Raw genomic sequence first — 15,916 nt, forward strand, 5'->3', positions numbered from 1 at the left:
GAACGCCGGCGCAGCGACCCCGCCCCCGTGGTGGACTGGCCCCCATGACCCCGCCGCACGACCCCGAGTCAAAAGGCCTCCGCCTCGTGCCCGCGCTGCTGTCGCTGACCGTCGTCAGCGGCCTCATCGACGCGGTGAGCTACCTCGGCCTGGGCCACGTCTTCACGGCCAACATGACCGGCAACGTGGTCGTGCTCGGCTTCGCCGCCGCCGGCGCCCCCGGCTTCTCCGTCCCGCACACCCTCACCTCGCTGTCCTGCTTCGTGGCGGGCGCCGCGACCGGCGGACGAACGGCGACATGGCTGAGCGGCGGCTCACGCCGCACCTGGGCCCGCGCCACGTTCGCCGCCGAAGCCGTCCTGACTCTCGCCTGCGCGGCGGTGGCCTTCGCCGCCCCGCACGCGACCGCCACCACCTACACCGTGATCGCCGTGACGGCCTTCGCGATGGGCCTGCGCAACGCGACGGTACGCAGGCTCGGCATCGCCGACCTGACGACCACCGTGCTGACGATGACCCTCACGGGCCTGGCCGCCGACAGCCGCGTCGGCGGCGGCGCGGGCCACCACTCCCCGCGCCGGACCGCCTCCGTCCTGGCGATGGCGGCGGGCGCCCTGCTCGGCGCGTGGCTGGTCCTGCACCACGGCCTCGCGCTCCCCCTGCTGATCGCGGCCCTGATCCCGGCGGCCCTGGCGGCAACCGTCTCCGGACGGGAGTAGCGCCCGCAAGCCCATGGAAACGCACCACAAGCCCACGGCGGACGCACCGCAAGCCCCCTCACAACCGCTGAATGATCGTCCCCGTCGCGAGCCCCCCACCCGCACACATCGTGATCAGCGCGAACTCCTTTTCCGCACGCTCCAGTTCGTGCAGCGCCGTGGTGATGAGCCGAGCCCCCGTGGCCCCCACGGGATGCCCGAGCGCGATCCCGCCCCCGTTCACGTTCACCTTCTCCAGGTCCTGCTCGAAGACCTGCGCCCAGCTCAACACCACCGACGCGAAGGCCTCGTTGATCTCGACGAGGTCGATGTCCTTCAGCGACATCCCGGCCTTGCCGAGCACGGCCCGGGTGGCGTCGATCGGCCCGTCCAGGTGGAAGTGCGGGTCCGAACCGACCAGCGCCTGGGCCACGATCCGCGCCCGCGGCCGCAGCTTCAGCGCCCGCGCCATCCGCTTGGAGGCCCACAGGATGGCCGCCGAACCGTCCGAGATCTGGGAGGAGTTGCCGGCCGTGTGAATGGCGGTCGGCATCACGGGCTTCAGCTTCGCCAGCGCCTCCATGGACGTGTCGCGCAGCCCCTCGTCCCGGTCGACGAGCCGCCACATGCCCTGCCCCGCCCGCTGTTCGTCCTCGGTGGTGGGCACCTGCACGGCGAACGTCTCGCGCTTGAAGCGCTCCTCGGCCCAGGCGACAGCGGCCCGTTCCTGCGAGATGAGCCCGAGGGAGTCGACGTTCTCGCGGGTCAGCCCGCGGTGGCGCGCGATCCGTTCGGCCGCCTCGAACTGGTTCGGCAGATCGACGTTCCACTCGTCGGGGAACGGCTTGCCCGGCCCGTGCTTGGACCCCGAGCCCAGCGGCACCCGCGACATCGCCTCGACACCGCAGCTGATCCCGACGTCGATGACGCCCGCCGCGATCATGTTGGCGACCATGTGGGAGGCCTGCTGCGAGGAGCCGCACTGGCAGTCGACCGTCGTCGCCGCCGTCTCGTAGGGCAGTCCCACCGTCAGCCAGGCGGTGCGCGCGGGATTCATCGACTGCTCGCCGGCGTGGGTCACCGTGCCGCCGACGATCTGCTCGACGCAGTCGGCGGGAATGCCGGTGCGGCCGAGGAGTTCACGGTAGGTCTCGCCCAGGAGATAGGCGGGGTGCAGATTGGCGAGCGCGCCACCGCGCTTGCCGATGGGCGTCCGTACGGCTTCGACGATCACGGGTTCCGCGGCCATGGGGGCTCGTCCTCTCCTCAGGCCTGCCCGACGGTCAGGCCCAGCTGACCCGCGCAGCGCGGGGCGTCCCGGCCCACCCACCGCGCAGAACTAGAACGCGTACCAGTTCTGCGTGCAGTTTGCTGAGCGAACCCCCCGCGCCGCAAGGGTCGTGCAGCCCCCGAAGTCGTGATCTGTACGAATCCCGCACGCAATTGGGGGGCCCGCGCCTCTTGCCACTTGTAGAACCCGTTACTACCTTCACGGCGATTCCCTATTCCTGATGACCCGTCAGAATCACGTGCGAGAAAGAGCCGGGAGTTGCCGATGTCCTGTCCAGCGCTGCCCGACGGGTTCGACTTCACCGACCCCGACGTGCTGCACCACCGCGTGCCCCTCCCGGAGTTCGCCGCGTTGCGCCGGGCCCGGCCGGTCCACTGGATCCCGCAACAGCCCGGCGTCGCCGGCTTCGAGGACGACGGCTACTGGGCCGTCACCCGGCACTCGGACGTCAAGTACGTCTCGACGCACCCCGAACTGTTCTCCTCGTTCCTCAACACCGCCGTCATCCGCTTCAACGAGCACATCCAGCGCGAGCAGATCGAGGTCCAGCGGCTCATCATGCTGAACATGGACCCGCCCGAGCACACCCGGGTCCGTCAGATCGTGCAGCGCGGCTTCACCCCGCGCGCCATCCGCTCGCTGGAGGACGCGCTGCGCGCCCGCGCCGGTTCGATCGTCGCGAACGCGCTCGCGCAGGCCGCCCCCGACGGCTCCTTCGACTTCGTCACCCAGGTCGCCTGCGAACTCCCGCTCCAGGCGATAGCCGAGCTCATCGGCGTCCCGCAGGAGGACCGCGTCAAGATCTTCGACTGGTCCAACAAGATGGTGGCGTACGACGATCCGGAGTACGCGATCACCGAGGAGATCGGCGCCGAGTCGGCCACCGAACTCATCTCGTACGCGATGAACATGGCGGCGGACCGCAAGCAGTGCCCCGCCAAGGACATCGTCAGCACGCTCGTGGCGGCGGAGGACCAGGGGAACCTCGCCACCGACGAGTTCGGCTTCTTCGTCCTGCTGCTGGCGGTCGCCGGCAACGAGACGACCCGCAACGCCATCACCCACGGGATGCACGCCCTGCTCACCCACCCCGACCAGTGGGACCTGTACAAGAGGGAACGGCCGAAGACCACCGCCGAGGAGATCGTCCGCTGGGCGACCCCCGTCGTCGCCTTCCAGCGCACCGCCACCCAGGACACCGAACTGGGCGGGCAGCGGATCAGGAAGGGCGACCGCGTCGGCATCTTCTACTCCTCCGCCAACAACGACCCCGAGGTGTTCGAGAACCCCGAGGTCTTCGACATCACCCGTGACCCCAACCCGCACCTCGGCTTCGGCGGCGGCGGTCCGCACTTCTGCCTCGGCAGGTCCCTGGCCACGCTGGAGATCGACCTGATCTTCAACGCGATCGCCGACTCCATGCCGCGTCTGCGGCTGGCGGGCGATCCCCGCCGCCTCCGCTCCGCCTGGCTGAACGGGGTCAAGGAACTCCAGGTCCGTCACGCGTAGCGGGCGCCGCACGCTCGGGCCGACGTCCTCCCGGCACCGTCGGCCCGTCCCGAGGGAGGCAGGGGCATCCCCCCGCGCCCGCCTCTGCCTCCCCCGAGACCCACACCCTCACCTCACCCCTCACCCCTCACCACGCACCCGCACCCGCACCCGCACCCGCACGACACCTCGGCGCACACCGCCCCGACCCGCCCCGACCCGTTCCGCCCCGCCCCGGACACGGCACCGGACAGCCCGGGCACGTGACCGGATCAGCCCCGTGTCCGGCCTGCCCGGCCCACCGCACGGACCGGCGGTTCCACACCTGTCCCGACCGGTTCCACGGGTGTCCGGGACCGCGGACCGGTGAGGAGATACGTCAGCCCGAAGCCCGCGGCGACCACCGCCGCGCCCCCGCCGGCGTCCAGGACCCAGTGATTTCCGGTCGCCACGATCGAGGAGAGCGTCAGCAGCGGGTGCAGCAGGCCCAGCGCCTTCATCCACCACCGGGGCGCCAGCACCGCGATGACGACCCCGCACCACAGGGACCAGCCGAAGTGCAGCGAGGGCATCGCCGCGTACTGGTTGGTCAGCTCGGTCAGCGTGCCGTAGTCGGGCTTGGAGAAGTCCTGCGCGCCGTGCACGGTGTCGATCACGCCGAGGCCCGGCATCAGGCGCGGCGGGGCGAGCGGGTAGAGCCAGAAGCCGACAAGGGCGAGGAGGGTGGCGAAGCCGAGGGCGGAGCGGGCCCAGCGGTGGTCGGCCGGGCGACGGACGTAGAGCACGGCGAGGACGGTGAGCGGGATACCGAAGTGGAACGACTGGTAGTAGAAGTCGAAGAAATCCCTCAGGAAGGGGACCTGGACCACCGAGTGGTTGACCCAGCGCTCGACGTCCAGGTGCAGGAACCGCTCGACGGCGAGGATCTGCTCGCCGTGGTGCTCGGCGGCGGCCCTGCCGCCGGAGTTGGTGCCGCCCGTCGCGGCCAGCCTGACCTGCTGGTAGGCGGAGTACCCGACGCGGATCAGGAGCAGTTCGAGCAGCAGGTTCGTACGGTCGAGGACCCGGCCCGACGGCAGCAGCGGGACCCGCCTCCACCGGGTGGGAACGGGCGCCGCGTGGTCGGCGGGGACCGGGGCCCGGTAGTACGCGGACGTACGGGACAGGAACGGTACGACGGCGGCGGCGACCAGCGCGGCGACCAGCACGACGTTGTCGCGCAGCGGCTGGAGCACCGGCATGTCCGGCAGCATCATCCGGGCGGGCAGCGTCATGACGAGGACGACCGCGACGGGCCACACATAGCGGTCCGAGGCCTTCCGGCCGACCCGGCCGACGAGCGCGAGCAGCACCCACAGCACCTGGTGCTGCCAGGTGGTGGGCGAGACGGCGACGGCGACACAGCCGGTCACCGCGACGGCGAGCAGCAGCTGTCCGTCACGGGCGTGGCGCACCGCGCGGCGGAGTCCGACGACGGCGACGGCCGCGCCGAGCGCCAGGAAGAGACCGACCTCCAGCGGCCCGGTGAGACCGAACCGGAGCAGCGCGCCGTGCAGGGACTGGTTGGCGAGGTCGTCGGCGTCCTTGCCGAGGCCGACGCCCGCCAGGTGGTGCACCCAGTACGTGTTCGAGTCGTGCGGCATCGCGGCCCAGGCGAGCGCGGTGAGGGCGGCGAACGTGGCCCCGGTGGAGGCGGCGGCGCGGCGGCGGCCGGTGAACCAGAGAAGCGGCGCGAAGAGCAGCACGGTCGGCTGGAGGGCCGCCGCGAGCCCGATGAGGACCCCGCAGACGCGTTCCCCGCGGACGACGAAGCAGCCGAGCAGGACGAGCAGCACCGGGATGATGCTGGTCTGGCCGAGGTAGAGGGCGTTGCGTACGGGGAGCGACAGCATCAGCAGGCTGACGGCCACGGGCGCGGCGAGCAGTGACGTACGCCGGCTCACCGGCGGCGGCAGGGCGCGGGCGGCCACCAGGCCGAGCGCCACGACGAGCAGCAGGGTGCCGAAGGTCCAGCCCCAGCCGAGGGCCTGTTCGGCCGACCGGGTGAGAGGTTTGAGGACGAGGCCGCCGAGCGGGGTGCCGGTGAACCGTGTCGAGTCGTACAGCGAGCCCTTCACGTGCAGTACGCCGTTCGGGCCGACCCAGGTCTCCAGATCCGTCAGCCGGTCCGCCTTGGGGGTGCTGAGGACTGCGGCGACCTGTCGTACGGCCAGTATCGCGGCGACGGCCCAGAGCCCGACGCGAAGGGCGCGCAGCCGTGCTCGCACCGTCTCCGGTGCTCCCACGAGGCTCTTGCCCGGCCGTCCGCCGTGCTCCGCGTTCGCCACGCCTTGTCGACCCTCCTGACCCATTGACCGGTCCGTGTCTCACAGATCCCTTATGTCAACCCATATCAGGACCTCTCATGTCGCGGCCACCCTCACCGGAAGGCGCGGGAGCCCTCGATCGGCCCGCGGCTTCTCCGCTTTTGTCCGAATGTCGACGGTCGGCGAAGGGGCCGGCTCCCCGCCGACCTCGCGACATGGATCACAGACGAGCCCCCGCGGGGGCGGCTCCGGCCGCCCCGTCGCGCCTGCGTACACGGCCTTTATGTGCGCTGTGCTGCGCGCCGCATACACCACGTGACGGGGACGAACGGGCCTAAGGTCGCTTTTCGGCCCGCCTCCGGGTGGGCCGCCGGGTCCGCCCCGGGCGACCCACGGGTCACCTGTGCGAGCCCCCGGTCCGCCCCCGGGCGGACCCGCCCCTGTCCCCGGCGAAAGGAAGGCCCTTGCCGACCGCGACCCCGACGGCCCCCGCCGTACGCCTCCCCGCTCCCGCCCGCCCCGCCTCCCCCGAGGTCACCGTCACCGACCCCGCGCTGGTCAGGCGCGCCGTGAAGGCGGCGGCGCTCGGCAACGCGATGGAATGGTTCGACTTCGGCGTCTACAGCTACATCGCGGTGACCCTGGGCAAGGTCTTCTTCCCCTCGGGCAACCCGACCGCCCAGCTCCTCGCGACCTTCGGCGCCTTCGCCGCGGCCTTCCTCGTCCGCCCGCTCGGCGGCCTGGTCTTCGGCCCGCTCGGCGACCGGATCGGCCGCCAGAAGGTCCTCGCCCTCACCATGATCATGATGGCGGCCGGCACCTTCGCCATCGGTCTGATCCCGTCGTACGCCACGATCGGCGTCGGCGCTCCGGTCCTGCTGCTCGCGGCCCGTCTGGTGCAGGGCTTCTCCACCGGCGGCGAGTACGCGGGCGCCACGACCTTCATCGCCGAGTACGCGCCCGACAAGAAGCGCGGCTTCCTCGGAAGCTGGCTGGAGTTCGGCACGCTGGCCGGATACATCGGCGGCGCGGGTCTGGTGACCCTCATGACCGCCCTGCTGTCCACCGACGACCTGCTGTCCTGGGGCTGGCGCGTCCCGTTCCTGATCGCGGGCCCGATGGGCATCGTCGGGCTCTACCTGCGGATGCGCCTCGAGGAGACCCCGGCGTTCGCCGCGGAGCTCGAGAAGTCCGAGGCGGGCCGCCCCAAGGTGCCGCTGCGCGAGATGGTCACCGGCCAGTGGCGCACCCTGCTGCTGTGCATGGGCCTGGTGCTGGTCTTCAACGTCACCGACTACATGCTGCTGTCCTACATGCCGAGCTACCTGACCAGCGAGCTCGAGTACGACGAGACGCACGGTCTGCTCGTGGTCCTCGGCGTGATGGCGCTGATGATGGTCGTGCAGCCGTTCGCGGGCGCCCTGACCGACCGGATCGGCCGCCGCCCGGTGATCGCCGCGGGCTGCGCCGGCTTCCTCGCCCTGTCCGTCCCGGCCCTGCTGCTGATCCGCCAGGGCAGCCTGCTCGCCGTCGCGCTCGGCATGGGCGCCCTCGGCCTGCTGCTGGTCTGCTTCACCGCGGCGATGCCGGCCGCGCTCCCGGCGCTCTTCCCGACCCGGGTGCGCTACGGCTCGCTCTCGATCGGCTTCAACGTCTCCGTCTCGCTCTTCGGCGGCACGACCCCGCTGGTCGTCACCGCCCTCATCGGGGCGACCGGGAACATGATGATGCCCGCGTACTACATGATGGCCGCGGCCGTGATCGGCGGTGCGGCGGTCTGGTTCATGACGGAGTCGGCGGGCCGGCCCCTGCCGGGCTCGGCACCCGCCGTGGAACCCGCGCCGCGCTGACGTCCGCGGGCCCCGCGCCCCGGCGACGCGCGGGGCCCGAATCCCGCTGGCACGCGGGGACGCCGGGGGCTAGGTTCGAGGCGGAAGTCCTCAGCGCATCCAACGAGGCTATGAAAGGCCCGGTGCATGAGCGAGTCGCAGCTCTGGAACGACGTCGACGACCACTTCACCAACCTCCTGGCCCCCGCCGACGAGATCCTCGCCGCCGCGCTGCACGACAGCGACGCGGCCGGACTGCCCCCCATCAACGTCGCGCCGAACCACGGGAAACTGCTCCGGCTGATCGCCGAGATCCAGGGCGCCCGCCGCATCCTGGAGATCGGCACGCTCGGCGGCTACAGCACGATCTGGATGGGCCGCGCGCTGCCGGCCGACGGTCGGCTGATCACCCTCGAGTACGACCCCCGGCACGCCGAGGTCGCCCGCGCCAACCTCGCGCGGGCGGGCCTCGACAAGATCGCCGAGGTGCGGGTGGGCCCCGCCCTGGAGACCCTGCCGAAGCTGGCGGACGAGGATCCGGAGCCGTTCGACCTCGTCTTCATCGACGCGGACAAGGTGAACAACCCCCACTACGTCGAGTGGGCGGTCCGGCTCACCCGGCCCGGCAGCGTGATCGTCCTCGACAACGTGGTCCGCGGCGGAGCGGTCATCGACGCGTCGAGCACCGACCCGAGCGTGCTGGGCACCCGGGCCGCGCTCGAACTGATCGCCTCCCACCCGAAGTTGAACGGCACGGCGCTGCAGACGGTGGGCATCAAGGGGTACGACGGGTTCGCCCTGGCCCGCGTGGAAGCCTGACCCTGGTCCCGCCCCGCACCGCCGCGCCACTCCTAGAGCTCGTGGTAGAAGCCCACGTTCACGGTGTGGGGCCCGGTGCGGTCCTGGATGACGAGCTCACCGGAGCCGCCCGCCGGGAGTCTGGCCGTCCCGCCGTACGGAAGCGGCTGGGGCTGCAGCCCCGTCAGGATCAGCCGGACCTCGGAGGACGGCTCCGCGTGGGAACCCCGGAGCCAGGTGACCTGCCAGGAGCCGTCCGGGCCGCACAGGAACTCCAGGTGGACCCGGGAGACGAACAGCCAGTCGTCGGGGGTCGCGAGACGGCACACGGCCCGGTCCCTGCCCACCCGCAGCATGGCTCCGGGATCGCTCGGCGCGTCGGCCATCTGCATCCCGGCCGTCGCTCCGGCGTCCCCTCCGGACACCGAGGCCATGGTGAGTTCGAGCAACGCGCGCTCCTTCGTGAGGTGCTGGTCCGATTGTCCCGCCGGGGAACGTCGTTGCCCCGTCGCCGCCGCATGATAATTCGACCTTTCCCCTCGCCGTGTGACCTCCGGCACAATGGACTCATGACCGAGCGCAAGCCACCCGGTGTCACCTTCGAGTCCTGGGTCGACCGACAGATCCGCCAGGCGGAGGCCCGCGGCGAATTCACGGAGCTCCCCGGCGCGGGCAAGCCGCTGCCGGAGGTCACCGACACCCCGTACGACGAACTCTGGTGGATCAAACGGAAGATGGCCCGCGAGGGTCTGTCGGTCCTGCCGCCCACACTGGCGCTGCGCAAGGAGGCGGAGGACGTGCTCGCGGCGGTTCCCGCGCTTCCTTCGGAGCGGGCGGTACGGCGGGCGGTCGAGGACATCAACGCCAAGATCCGCGAGGTCATGTTCAAGCCGCCGCCCGGACCTCCGCTCGGGCTCAAGCCGTACGACGTGGAGAAGATCGCCGGGGAGTGGCGCGCGGCCCGCGAGAACCCGGCGCCCGGCGGCCCGGGGCCCGACGAGCGGGGAGCCACCGGCTCAGCGTGAGCCGGGGCGGACGGCGGAACGCCGGAGACGGTCCGGCCGGACCGTCGGCACCGCCGGCACGACGAACTCCGCGGCCGCCCCCGGACGCGACCGAACGGCCGGACGCACCTGAGCCCGACGGGCCTGCGCGCCGACGTGCCGACGGGCGGTCCTGCGCCTGGCGCGGTGAGGCGGCGCGCAGGGCGTGAGGCCGCGTCCCGGGGCATGGTCCGGGACGCGGCCTCACTTCACCGGGGAGGGTGTCGGAGCCGGTTCAGAGCCGCAGGAGCCGCTCGGTCATCTCGCGGTAGTCCCGCAGGGCGAGCCGGAGCCGCTCGGTGTCCGGGTCCGTCGTCCTGTCCTCGGCGCCGGACTGCCAGGACGTACGCAGGGCGCGCCGCCGCCGGGTCACGGCTTCCGTGAACCGGCCCGCGAGTTCCTCCAGCACCTGGTCGGCCTCCTCGACGGAGGCCTGCGGCCCGTCGATGAACCCGCCGACCGCGTGCCGCATCCGCAACGAGAACTTGTCGTGCTCGTCCAGCGGCAGCATCCGCTCGTCCCGCCCGGCGGAGTCGTCCGCACGGTCCCGGGTGTCCGCCGAGCCGCCCTTGAGGGCTCCCCCGGCGTCACGGGGCACGGGGCGCGGCCCGGGGCCTTCGGGGGCCCCGGACGCGCGGGATGCGGGACCGGCGCCCGTACGCCCCGCACGGCCGTCGCCCGGGGCCTCCCGCTCGTCGATGTCGGCGCCCGTCGTCGCGCGGGCCGTCGCACCGGTCCCGGCCGGACGGACCGCCCGGTCGTCACCGTCGGTGGCACGGCCGCCGTTCCTGTCCGGGGCGCCGTTCCTGTCCGGGGCGCCGTTCCTGTCCGGGGCGCCGTTCCTGTCGGGGGTGCCGTTCTTGTCGGGGGTGCCCGGAGCGGTCTCGGTGGACACGGGGTCCACCTGGCCCTTCAGGGCCTCGCGGCGCGACACGTCCTCGCCCTCTCCGCGATTCCCGTCCGCCCGGTCGTCCGAGGAACGCCCGGCGGGTACCGGGGTCGCACGGCCCTTCATGGCAGCGGCCTCGCGGGACGGGGTCCGCTCGGGATCCTGTTCTGGCTTCATGGTGCTCACCTTCTTCAACTCCCCTTCGCCTGACGCCTGGTGAAGGACCAGGGAAGGTGGGAGCGAGTGTCGGGGGTGGAGGTCCTGGTGCTGTTCTCGCTGCTCGCGCCGCTCTCGGCGCTCTCCGTGTGCCCGGTGCTCTCCGTGTGCCCGGTGCGCTCCGTCGGCTCCGCCTGCTCGGTGCGCACGGCGCTCGCCGGCGTCGGCTCGGGCTCGGCGCGCCGGGCGTCCTTGGTCAGGGCGAACCGCTTGCTGCGCTCCGGACGGGCGGCCAGGGGCTCGCTCACGTCGTCCGTGTCGCGCGCCCGGCCGGGCGAGGTGTCCTCGCGGGTCGGGGTCAGCAGGTCGTCGAAGAGGTCGCGCGCCTCCAGCATGGCCTCGCGCAGCTTCTCGGTGTCGACGCCGCCGTTCCCGTTCCCGTTCCCGTTGCCGTCCCCGTTCGCGCCCGTGCGGGCCAGTGCGGCCCGGTGCACGCGGCGGTAGCCGTGGACGTGGTGTCCGTGGTGGACGGAGAGCGCGGACACCTGCTCCTCGTAGCGGTCCCCGTCGGGGAATCCGCGTGCTCCGGCCAGCTCGCCGAGCAGCCGGTCGGCCTCGGTCACCGCCTCCCGGGGCGAGTCGACGAAGCGTTCCTGGGCGGCCGTCCAGCCGGCCGCGTACCGTTCCCTGGCCGCGGGTTCCAGCGGCCGCGCCCGCAGTGCGCCGTGCCGCTTCACCCGCTCGTTGAGGTCGCGTTCGGCGGCCTGGGTGTCGCCGTCGTGCCGGGCGACGGTCCGGTCGTACTCCGGTCCGAAGCGCCGCCGCAGGGAGCGCCCGCCCGGCGGCCTTCGGGCGCGGAGGGTGAGGGCGGCCGCGACAACGGCAACGGCCGCCACGATGATCAGAGCGATGATCACGCCTGTGGACATGGGTGCCTTCCCGGGTTCTCGACCCAACGGGCCGGTTCCCGGACCGGGTTGCCCGGAACCCGCTCCTCAAACGGCCCCCGTGACGGCACGGGCCGTCAACGCCCCTTCCTCGTCGCACTGTTCGGCCACGCTCGTTATCCGGTTGCGCGCCAGGGGCGGCGCCCACCGACAATGGCGCCCATGACCCGATCGCCTTCCGGCACACAGGACTCCTGGAGCGTGGCCCCGGAACCCTTCGACTCCCCTGCCGCCCAAGCCCTGTGGCGGGCGTACTACACGGAGGTCAGCGACCGGTGGTATCAGGTGCACGAAGGGCGTACGACGGATCCCGACGAACTGGAGCGGGAGATCGCCGCGCAGACGGGCGCCGAGTTCACTCCGCCGGCGGGGGTGCTGCTGGTCGCCCGCCACGACGGTGAGCCCGGCGGCACGGCGGGGGTGCGGATGCTCGACGCCACGACGGGCGAGCTGAAACGGGTCTTCGTCCGCGCGGACCTGCGCGGCAAGGGCGCGGCCCCGCTCCTGCTGGCGTCCGCCGAGACGGTCGCCCGTGGCCTGGGCGCCCGGCGGCTCGTCCTCGACACCCGCTCCGACCTCGTCGAGGCTCGGGCCCTGTACGCCCGGCACGGGTACGAGGAGACCGCGGCGCACAACGACGAGGCCTACGCCGAGCACTGGTTCCGGAAGGACCTGGCCGGCTGACGCTCAGCCCATCTCTCCCTGGGGCCGGGCGACCGGCGTCCCGGAGTAGGGGCGTTCCGCGTCGGAACCGCACATCTCCTCGTTCAGCTCCTCGACCAGCTTGGTGAGGTCGGTCGGACGGTCCGGTGCCCACCAGTCGCCGAGGAGTTCGGCGAGGGACTCCTCGCGGGCCCGTGACAGGTTCCCGGCGACGACGCGGCCCTCGTCGGTCAGGACCAGGTCCAGGCCCTCGCGGCGGACGAGCCGGCGTTCCTCGATCTGGCGGGCGGCGGCCAGGACGACGCCCAGGGGCACGGCACTGTGTTCGGCCAGCAGAGCGGGTTCGGCCCACCCGTACTTCTTGATCCGCAGCAGCAGCCAGCTCGCCGCCGGCAACAGGTCGTAGCCCGCGCGCGCGGTGATCTTCTCGTAGATCTCGCGGCGCCCCTCCCGGGTGCCGAGCACGGACAGCGCCCGGCACACCTCGTCGTACGACGACCGCTCGACCGGGTTGCTGGCGAGTGTCTCCGTGACGTCGGGAGCCGTGACGGAGCCGCGCAGCTTGTCCTCGCGCAGGAACCAGGCCAGCACGAAACCGAGCAGGGCGACCGGGGCGGCGTACAGGAAGACATCGGTGATCGATGTCGCGAACGCGTGCAGGACGGACGGCCGCAGGTCGGCCGGCAGCCGGGCGATCCCCTTCGGGTCGGCCTTCAGGGAGTCCGTGGTGATGCCGGGTGGAAGCTGCTGTCCGCCCAGTGCCTTCGTCAGGTTGTCGCCGAGGCGGCCCGCGAAGACCGTGCCGAAGATCGCGACGCCGAACGAGGCGCCGATGGACCGGAAGAAGGTCGCCCCGGAGGTGGCGACGCCCAGATCCTCGTACGACACCGCGTTCTGCACGATGAGGACCAGCACCTGCATGACCAGACCGAGGCCCAGGCCGAACACGAAGAAGTACGCGCTCATCTCGCCCGTGCCGCTGTTCTCGTCGAGCTGGTGCAGCAGGAGCAGGCCGAGGGCGGTGACGCCGGTGCCGACGACCGGGAACACCTTCCAGCGGCCGGTACGGCTGACGATCTGACCGGAGACCGTGGACGACAGCAGCAGCCCGAACACCATCGGCAGCATGTGCACGCCGGACATCGTGGGCGAGACGCCCTGCACGACCTGGAGGAACGTCGGCAGATAGGTCATCGCGCCGAACATCGCGAACCCCACGATGAAGCTGATGATCGCGGACAGCGTGAACGTGTGGACCCGGAACAGCTTGAGCGGCAGAACGGGTTCGGCCGCGCGCCGCTCCACCGCGACGAAGGCGACGCCGAGGACCACGCCGACGATCACGAGCCCGATGACCTGCGGCGAGCCCCAGTCCCAGGTGGTGCCGCCCAGCGAGGCCACCAGGACCAGGCAGGTGGCGACCGCGGCGATCAGGAACGTACCGGCGTAGTCGATGACGTGCCGTGCCGACTTCCTCGGGATGTGCAGGACCGCGGCGATCACCGCGAGCGCCACGACACCGACGGGCAGGTTGATGTAGAAGACCCAGCGCCAGCTCAGGTGTTCCGTGAACAGCCCGCCGAGCAGCGGCCCCAGCACACTCGTCGCGCCGAACACCGCTCCGAACAGCCCCTGGTACTTGCCGCGTTCACGCGGCGGGACGAGGTCGCCGACGATGGCCATCGACAGCACCATCAGCCCGCCGCCGCCGAGTCCCTGCAGCGCCCGGAAGGCGATCAGCTCGCCCATGTTCTGCGACATGCCGCACAGCGCCGACCCGATCAGGAAGATCACGATCGCCGTCTGGAAAAGCTTCTTGCGGCCGTACTGGTCGCCGAGCTTGCCCCACAGCGGGGTCGCCGCCGTCGACGCGAGCAGGTACGCCGTGACCACCCAGGACAGGTGCTCCAGCCCGCCGAGGTCGCTCACGATGGTCGGCAGCGCGGTGGACACGATCGTCTGGTCCAGCGCGGCGAGCAGCATGCCGAGCAGCAGGGCGCCGATGGACACGAAGACGCTGCCGTGCACCGTGTCCCGGGCGTCGGTCGCCGCCGCGCTGCGGCGGCGCACCGCCGACTCGCTCACCTCGACCGAGTCGTGCAGTCCGGGCGGCTCGCCCATGCCGCCGCCGGCCGGCGCCTCCACCCCTTCCGGCCCCTGGCCGGGCGGTGTGTCGGAACCATGCGCGTCCCCGGTCATGCGGCCTCCCTGAGCACCGAGGGTCCCGGTCACCCTCCATCCTGATCGGTGTGTCCGGTTATGGCCTGTCGAGACAACCGGAATCCACGATTCAGGGGGGCTGCTTGAAGGTTGTATGAAGGTCGTCCGGATAATCACTGGAGTTTTCAGGGGGGAGGGACCCACTCGTGACTGAACCGACCGGGCATGTCTGCCCCGAGTGCGCCGCACACCGGGCGCAGGACGGCACCCCGTCCTGCGCCTGCACCCGCAGGGCGTCCGACGCCCTGCGCGACGAGCGCTCGGCGGAAGCCGCGACGGCGGAGGACTTCAACCCGCTGCGCATACGGCCCTACGTAGAACTGGGCCCGGAGTACTCCGGGCCCGCCGGAGGGGGCTGGGAGCCGGCCGAGGGCGCCGGCGCCCCGGGCCCGGCCGGCACGGCCACGGGCTCCTGGCAGGCCGCCCCGACGGCCGGAGAGCCCTGGGTGTCCGCCGAAGCGGGCACCTGGACGCCGGAGGGCACCTCGGCGCCCGTGAGCGCCCATGGGGCATCTCCGGACGGCGGGGGCTGGGCGGCCGACGCCATGCCGGTGAACGGTGACGACCCGCGCTTTTACGGCGGCGCACCGGCCGGTGCCGAGCCGACGGGCTCCGTGCCCGACGGGATGCCGTCCGGCGGGATGCCGATGCCGGCCGCGGGCGGAGAGGACGCGGCCGCTTCGACCATGCAGCTCGCCGCGATCCCGGCCGACGCGACCATGCGGCTGGCCCCGGTACCGGCGGATACCGCCCCGCGCTCGGCACCGTTGCCGCCCGAGGTGACCACGCCATCGGCACCGATGCCGACGGACGCGACCATGCGGCTGAAGGCGCTCCCCTCGGAGGCGCGCGCCACCGACGTCCGCCTCTTCCACGAGAACGCGCGCGCCTCGGGGCCCGGCCAGGAACCCTCGCCCGCGAGCCGGGCCAGGCGTCGGCGGCGCAGCGGTGTCCTGGCCGTCACCGGGGTCGTGGTGACCGTGGTGGCCGCGGCGGGGGTGGCGAGCGGTCTGCTCTCCCACGACCCGCTCGCGCGGGACGAGGCCCAGCCGAAGGACGTCAGGGCGAGCGCCCCGGACGTCCTGTCCGACACGGCCTCCGCGGTGCCGTCGGCGAACGCGTCCTCGTCGGAGTCCGCCTCGGCGTCCGCGTCGGCCTCACCGAGCACGAGCACGAGCCCGTCGCCGTCGGCGTCCGAGTCGGACACGTCGGCGTCACCGTCCTCGTCGGCCTCGGCGTCGCCGACGTCCGCGCGGCCGAGCCCGACAGCGACCGCGACGGGATCCGTGGCGTCCACCGGGGGCGGCGGTTCGAACGAAGTGGCCGGGCCCACCCTGCGGCGCGGCGACAGCGGGTCCGAGGTGACCGAGCTCCAGCTCCGGCTGGGCCAGCTGAGGATGTACATGCGGAAGGCCGACGGCCAGTTCGACCGCCGCCTCGAGGACGCCGTGCGCTGGTACCAGTGGACGCGGGGCGTCTCAGGAGACGACCCCGGGGTGTACGGCCCGGCCACGCGGGCGAGCCTGGAGGCGGAGACGTCGCAGCCGTAGCCGAGGGCCGCGGTGTCGCTGCGCCGGCGTTCGCGGGT

At 72.4% G+C, this 15,916-nt stretch carries 12 protein-coding genes and 1 pseudogene; 7 read left to right on the forward strand and 6 right to left on the reverse strand.

Features of this window, described 5'->3' with window-relative positions; all coding sequences use genetic code 11:
* Positions 1-44: 44 nt before the first annotated feature.
* Positions 45-719, forward strand: coding sequence for a YoaK family protein (locus ACFYW9_RS40780; RefSeq protein ID WP_389160169.1), 675 nt, complete (start codon positions 45-47; stop codon positions 717-719).
* A 58-nt stretch (positions 720-777) separates the two neighbouring features.
* Here ACFYW9_RS40780 and ACFYW9_RS40785 read toward each other — a convergent pair whose 3' ends face one another.
* On the reverse strand, positions 778-1,947 hold the full coding sequence (locus tag ACFYW9_RS40785; RefSeq protein ID WP_389160152.1) for a steroid 3-ketoacyl-CoA thiolase: 1,170 nt from the start codon (positions 1,945-1,947) through the stop codon (positions 778-780).
* Positions 1,948-2,253: 306 nt separating this feature from the next.
* On the opposite strand from ACFYW9_RS40785, the gene ACFYW9_RS40790 reads away from it, so the two are divergent.
* Positions 2,254-3,498: a cytochrome P450 gene (locus tag ACFYW9_RS40790; RefSeq protein WP_351862834.1), complete on the forward strand. Its 1,245-nt coding sequence runs from the start codon at positions 2,254-2,256 to the stop codon at positions 3,496-3,498.
* A gap of 251 nt (positions 3,499-3,749) precedes the next feature.
* On the opposite strand, the gene ACFYW9_RS40795 is transcribed toward ACFYW9_RS40790, so the two are convergent.
* Positions 3,750-5,804: a bifunctional glycosyltransferase 87/phosphatase PAP2 family protein gene (locus ACFYW9_RS40795; RefSeq protein ID WP_389160154.1), complete on the reverse strand. Its 2,055-nt coding sequence runs from the start codon at positions 5,802-5,804 to the stop codon at positions 3,750-3,752.
* Positions 5,805-6,247: 443 nt separating this feature from the next.
* Between ACFYW9_RS40795 and proP the strand changes: the two genes are divergently transcribed.
* Positions 6,248-7,633, forward strand: a complete 1,386-nt coding sequence (gene proP / locus ACFYW9_RS40800; RefSeq protein ID WP_389160156.1) for a glycine betaine/L-proline transporter ProP — start codon at positions 6,248-6,250, stop codon at positions 7,631-7,633.
* A 126-nt stretch (positions 7,634-7,759) separates the two neighbouring features.
* Positions 7,760-8,431, forward strand: a complete 672-nt coding sequence (locus tag ACFYW9_RS40805) for an O-methyltransferase (RefSeq protein WP_389160158.1) — start codon at positions 7,760-7,762, stop codon at positions 8,429-8,431.
* Positions 8,432-8,463: 32 nt separating this feature from the next.
* Here the strand turns inward: ACFYW9_RS40805 and ACFYW9_RS40810 are convergent, their stop codons facing one another.
* Entirely contained in the window at positions 8,464-8,859 is a 396-nt protein-coding gene (locus tag ACFYW9_RS40810; protein ID WP_351862838.1) for a hypothetical protein, read from the reverse strand.
* A 120-nt stretch (positions 8,860-8,979) separates the two neighbouring features.
* On the opposite strand from ACFYW9_RS40810, the gene ACFYW9_RS40815 reads away from it, so the two are divergent.
* Positions 8,980-9,435, forward strand: coding sequence for a DUF1992 domain-containing protein (locus tag ACFYW9_RS40815; RefSeq protein WP_389160160.1), 456 nt, complete (start codon positions 8,980-8,982; stop codon positions 9,433-9,435).
* Positions 9,436-9,688: 253 nt separating this feature from the next.
* Here the strand turns inward: ACFYW9_RS40815 and ACFYW9_RS40820 are convergent, their stop codons facing one another.
* Both ACFYW9_RS40820 and ACFYW9_RS40825 read right to left on the reverse strand, forming a co-directional pair.
* A complete protein-coding gene (locus ACFYW9_RS40820) occupies positions 9,689-10,519 on the reverse strand; it encodes a hypothetical protein (RefSeq protein WP_389160162.1) in 831 nt (276 codons plus the stop codon).
* Between the two features lie 296 nt (positions 10,520-10,815).
* A pseudogene (locus ACFYW9_RS40825) lies at positions 10,816-11,427 on the reverse strand (hypothetical protein); the annotation flags it as partial.
* 180 nt (positions 11,428-11,607) lie between these two features.
* Between ACFYW9_RS40825 and ACFYW9_RS40830 the strand changes: the two are divergent.
* Positions 11,608-12,129, forward strand: coding sequence for a GNAT family N-acetyltransferase (locus tag ACFYW9_RS40830; protein ID WP_389160163.1), 522 nt, complete (start codon positions 11,608-11,610; stop codon positions 12,127-12,129).
* A gap of 3 nt (positions 12,130-12,132) precedes the next feature.
* On the opposite strand, the gene ACFYW9_RS40835 is transcribed toward ACFYW9_RS40830, so the two are convergent.
* Positions 12,133-14,307: a DHA2 family efflux MFS transporter permease subunit gene (locus tag ACFYW9_RS40835; protein WP_389160165.1), complete on the reverse strand. Its 2,175-nt coding sequence runs from the start codon at positions 14,305-14,307 to the stop codon at positions 12,133-12,135.
* Positions 14,308-14,474: 167 nt separating this feature from the next.
* On the opposite strand from ACFYW9_RS40835, the gene ACFYW9_RS40840 reads away from it, so the two are divergent.
* Positions 14,475-15,878, forward strand: coding sequence for a peptidoglycan-binding protein (locus tag ACFYW9_RS40840; protein WP_389160167.1), 1,404 nt, complete (start codon positions 14,475-14,477; stop codon positions 15,876-15,878).
* The last annotated feature ends 38 nt before the right edge of the window (positions 15,879-15,916 follow it).

It is taken from the genome of Streptomyces sp. NPDC002698 (assembly GCF_042888945.1).
In the GTDB taxonomy this organism is placed as follows: domain Bacteria; phylum Actinomycetota; class Actinomycetes; order Streptomycetales; family Streptomycetaceae; genus Streptomyces.

Excerpts from the sequence above, each read along its gene's own strand:
- ACFYW9_RS40780 (WP_389160169.1), top strand. The coding sequence starts at position 45 with ATGACCCCGCCGCACGACCCCGAGTCAAAAGGCCTCCGCCTCGTGCCC.
- ACFYW9_RS40785 (WP_389160152.1), bottom strand. The coding sequence starts at position 1,947 with ATGGCCGCGGAACCCGTGATCGTCGAAGCCGTACGGACGCCCATCGGC.
- ACFYW9_RS40790 (WP_351862834.1), top strand. The coding sequence starts at position 2,254 with ATGTCCTGTCCAGCGCTGCCCGACGGGTTCGACTTCACCGACCCCGAC.
- ACFYW9_RS40805 (WP_389160158.1), top strand. The coding sequence starts at position 7,760 with ATGAGCGAGTCGCAGCTCTGGAACGACGTCGACGACCACTTCACCAAC.
- ACFYW9_RS40815 (WP_389160160.1), top strand. The coding sequence starts at position 8,980 with ATGACCGAGCGCAAGCCACCCGGTGTCACCTTCGAGTCCTGGGTCGAC.
- ACFYW9_RS40820 (WP_389160162.1), bottom strand. The coding sequence starts at position 10,519 with ATGAAGCCAGAACAGGATCCCGAGCGGACCCCGTCCCGCGAGGCCGCT.
- ACFYW9_RS40830 (WP_389160163.1), top strand. The coding sequence starts at position 11,608 with ATGACCCGATCGCCTTCCGGCACACAGGACTCCTGGAGCGTGGCCCCG.
- ACFYW9_RS40835 (WP_389160165.1), bottom strand. The coding sequence starts at position 14,307 with ATGACCGGGGACGCGCATGGTTCCGACACACCGCCCGGCCAGGGGCCG.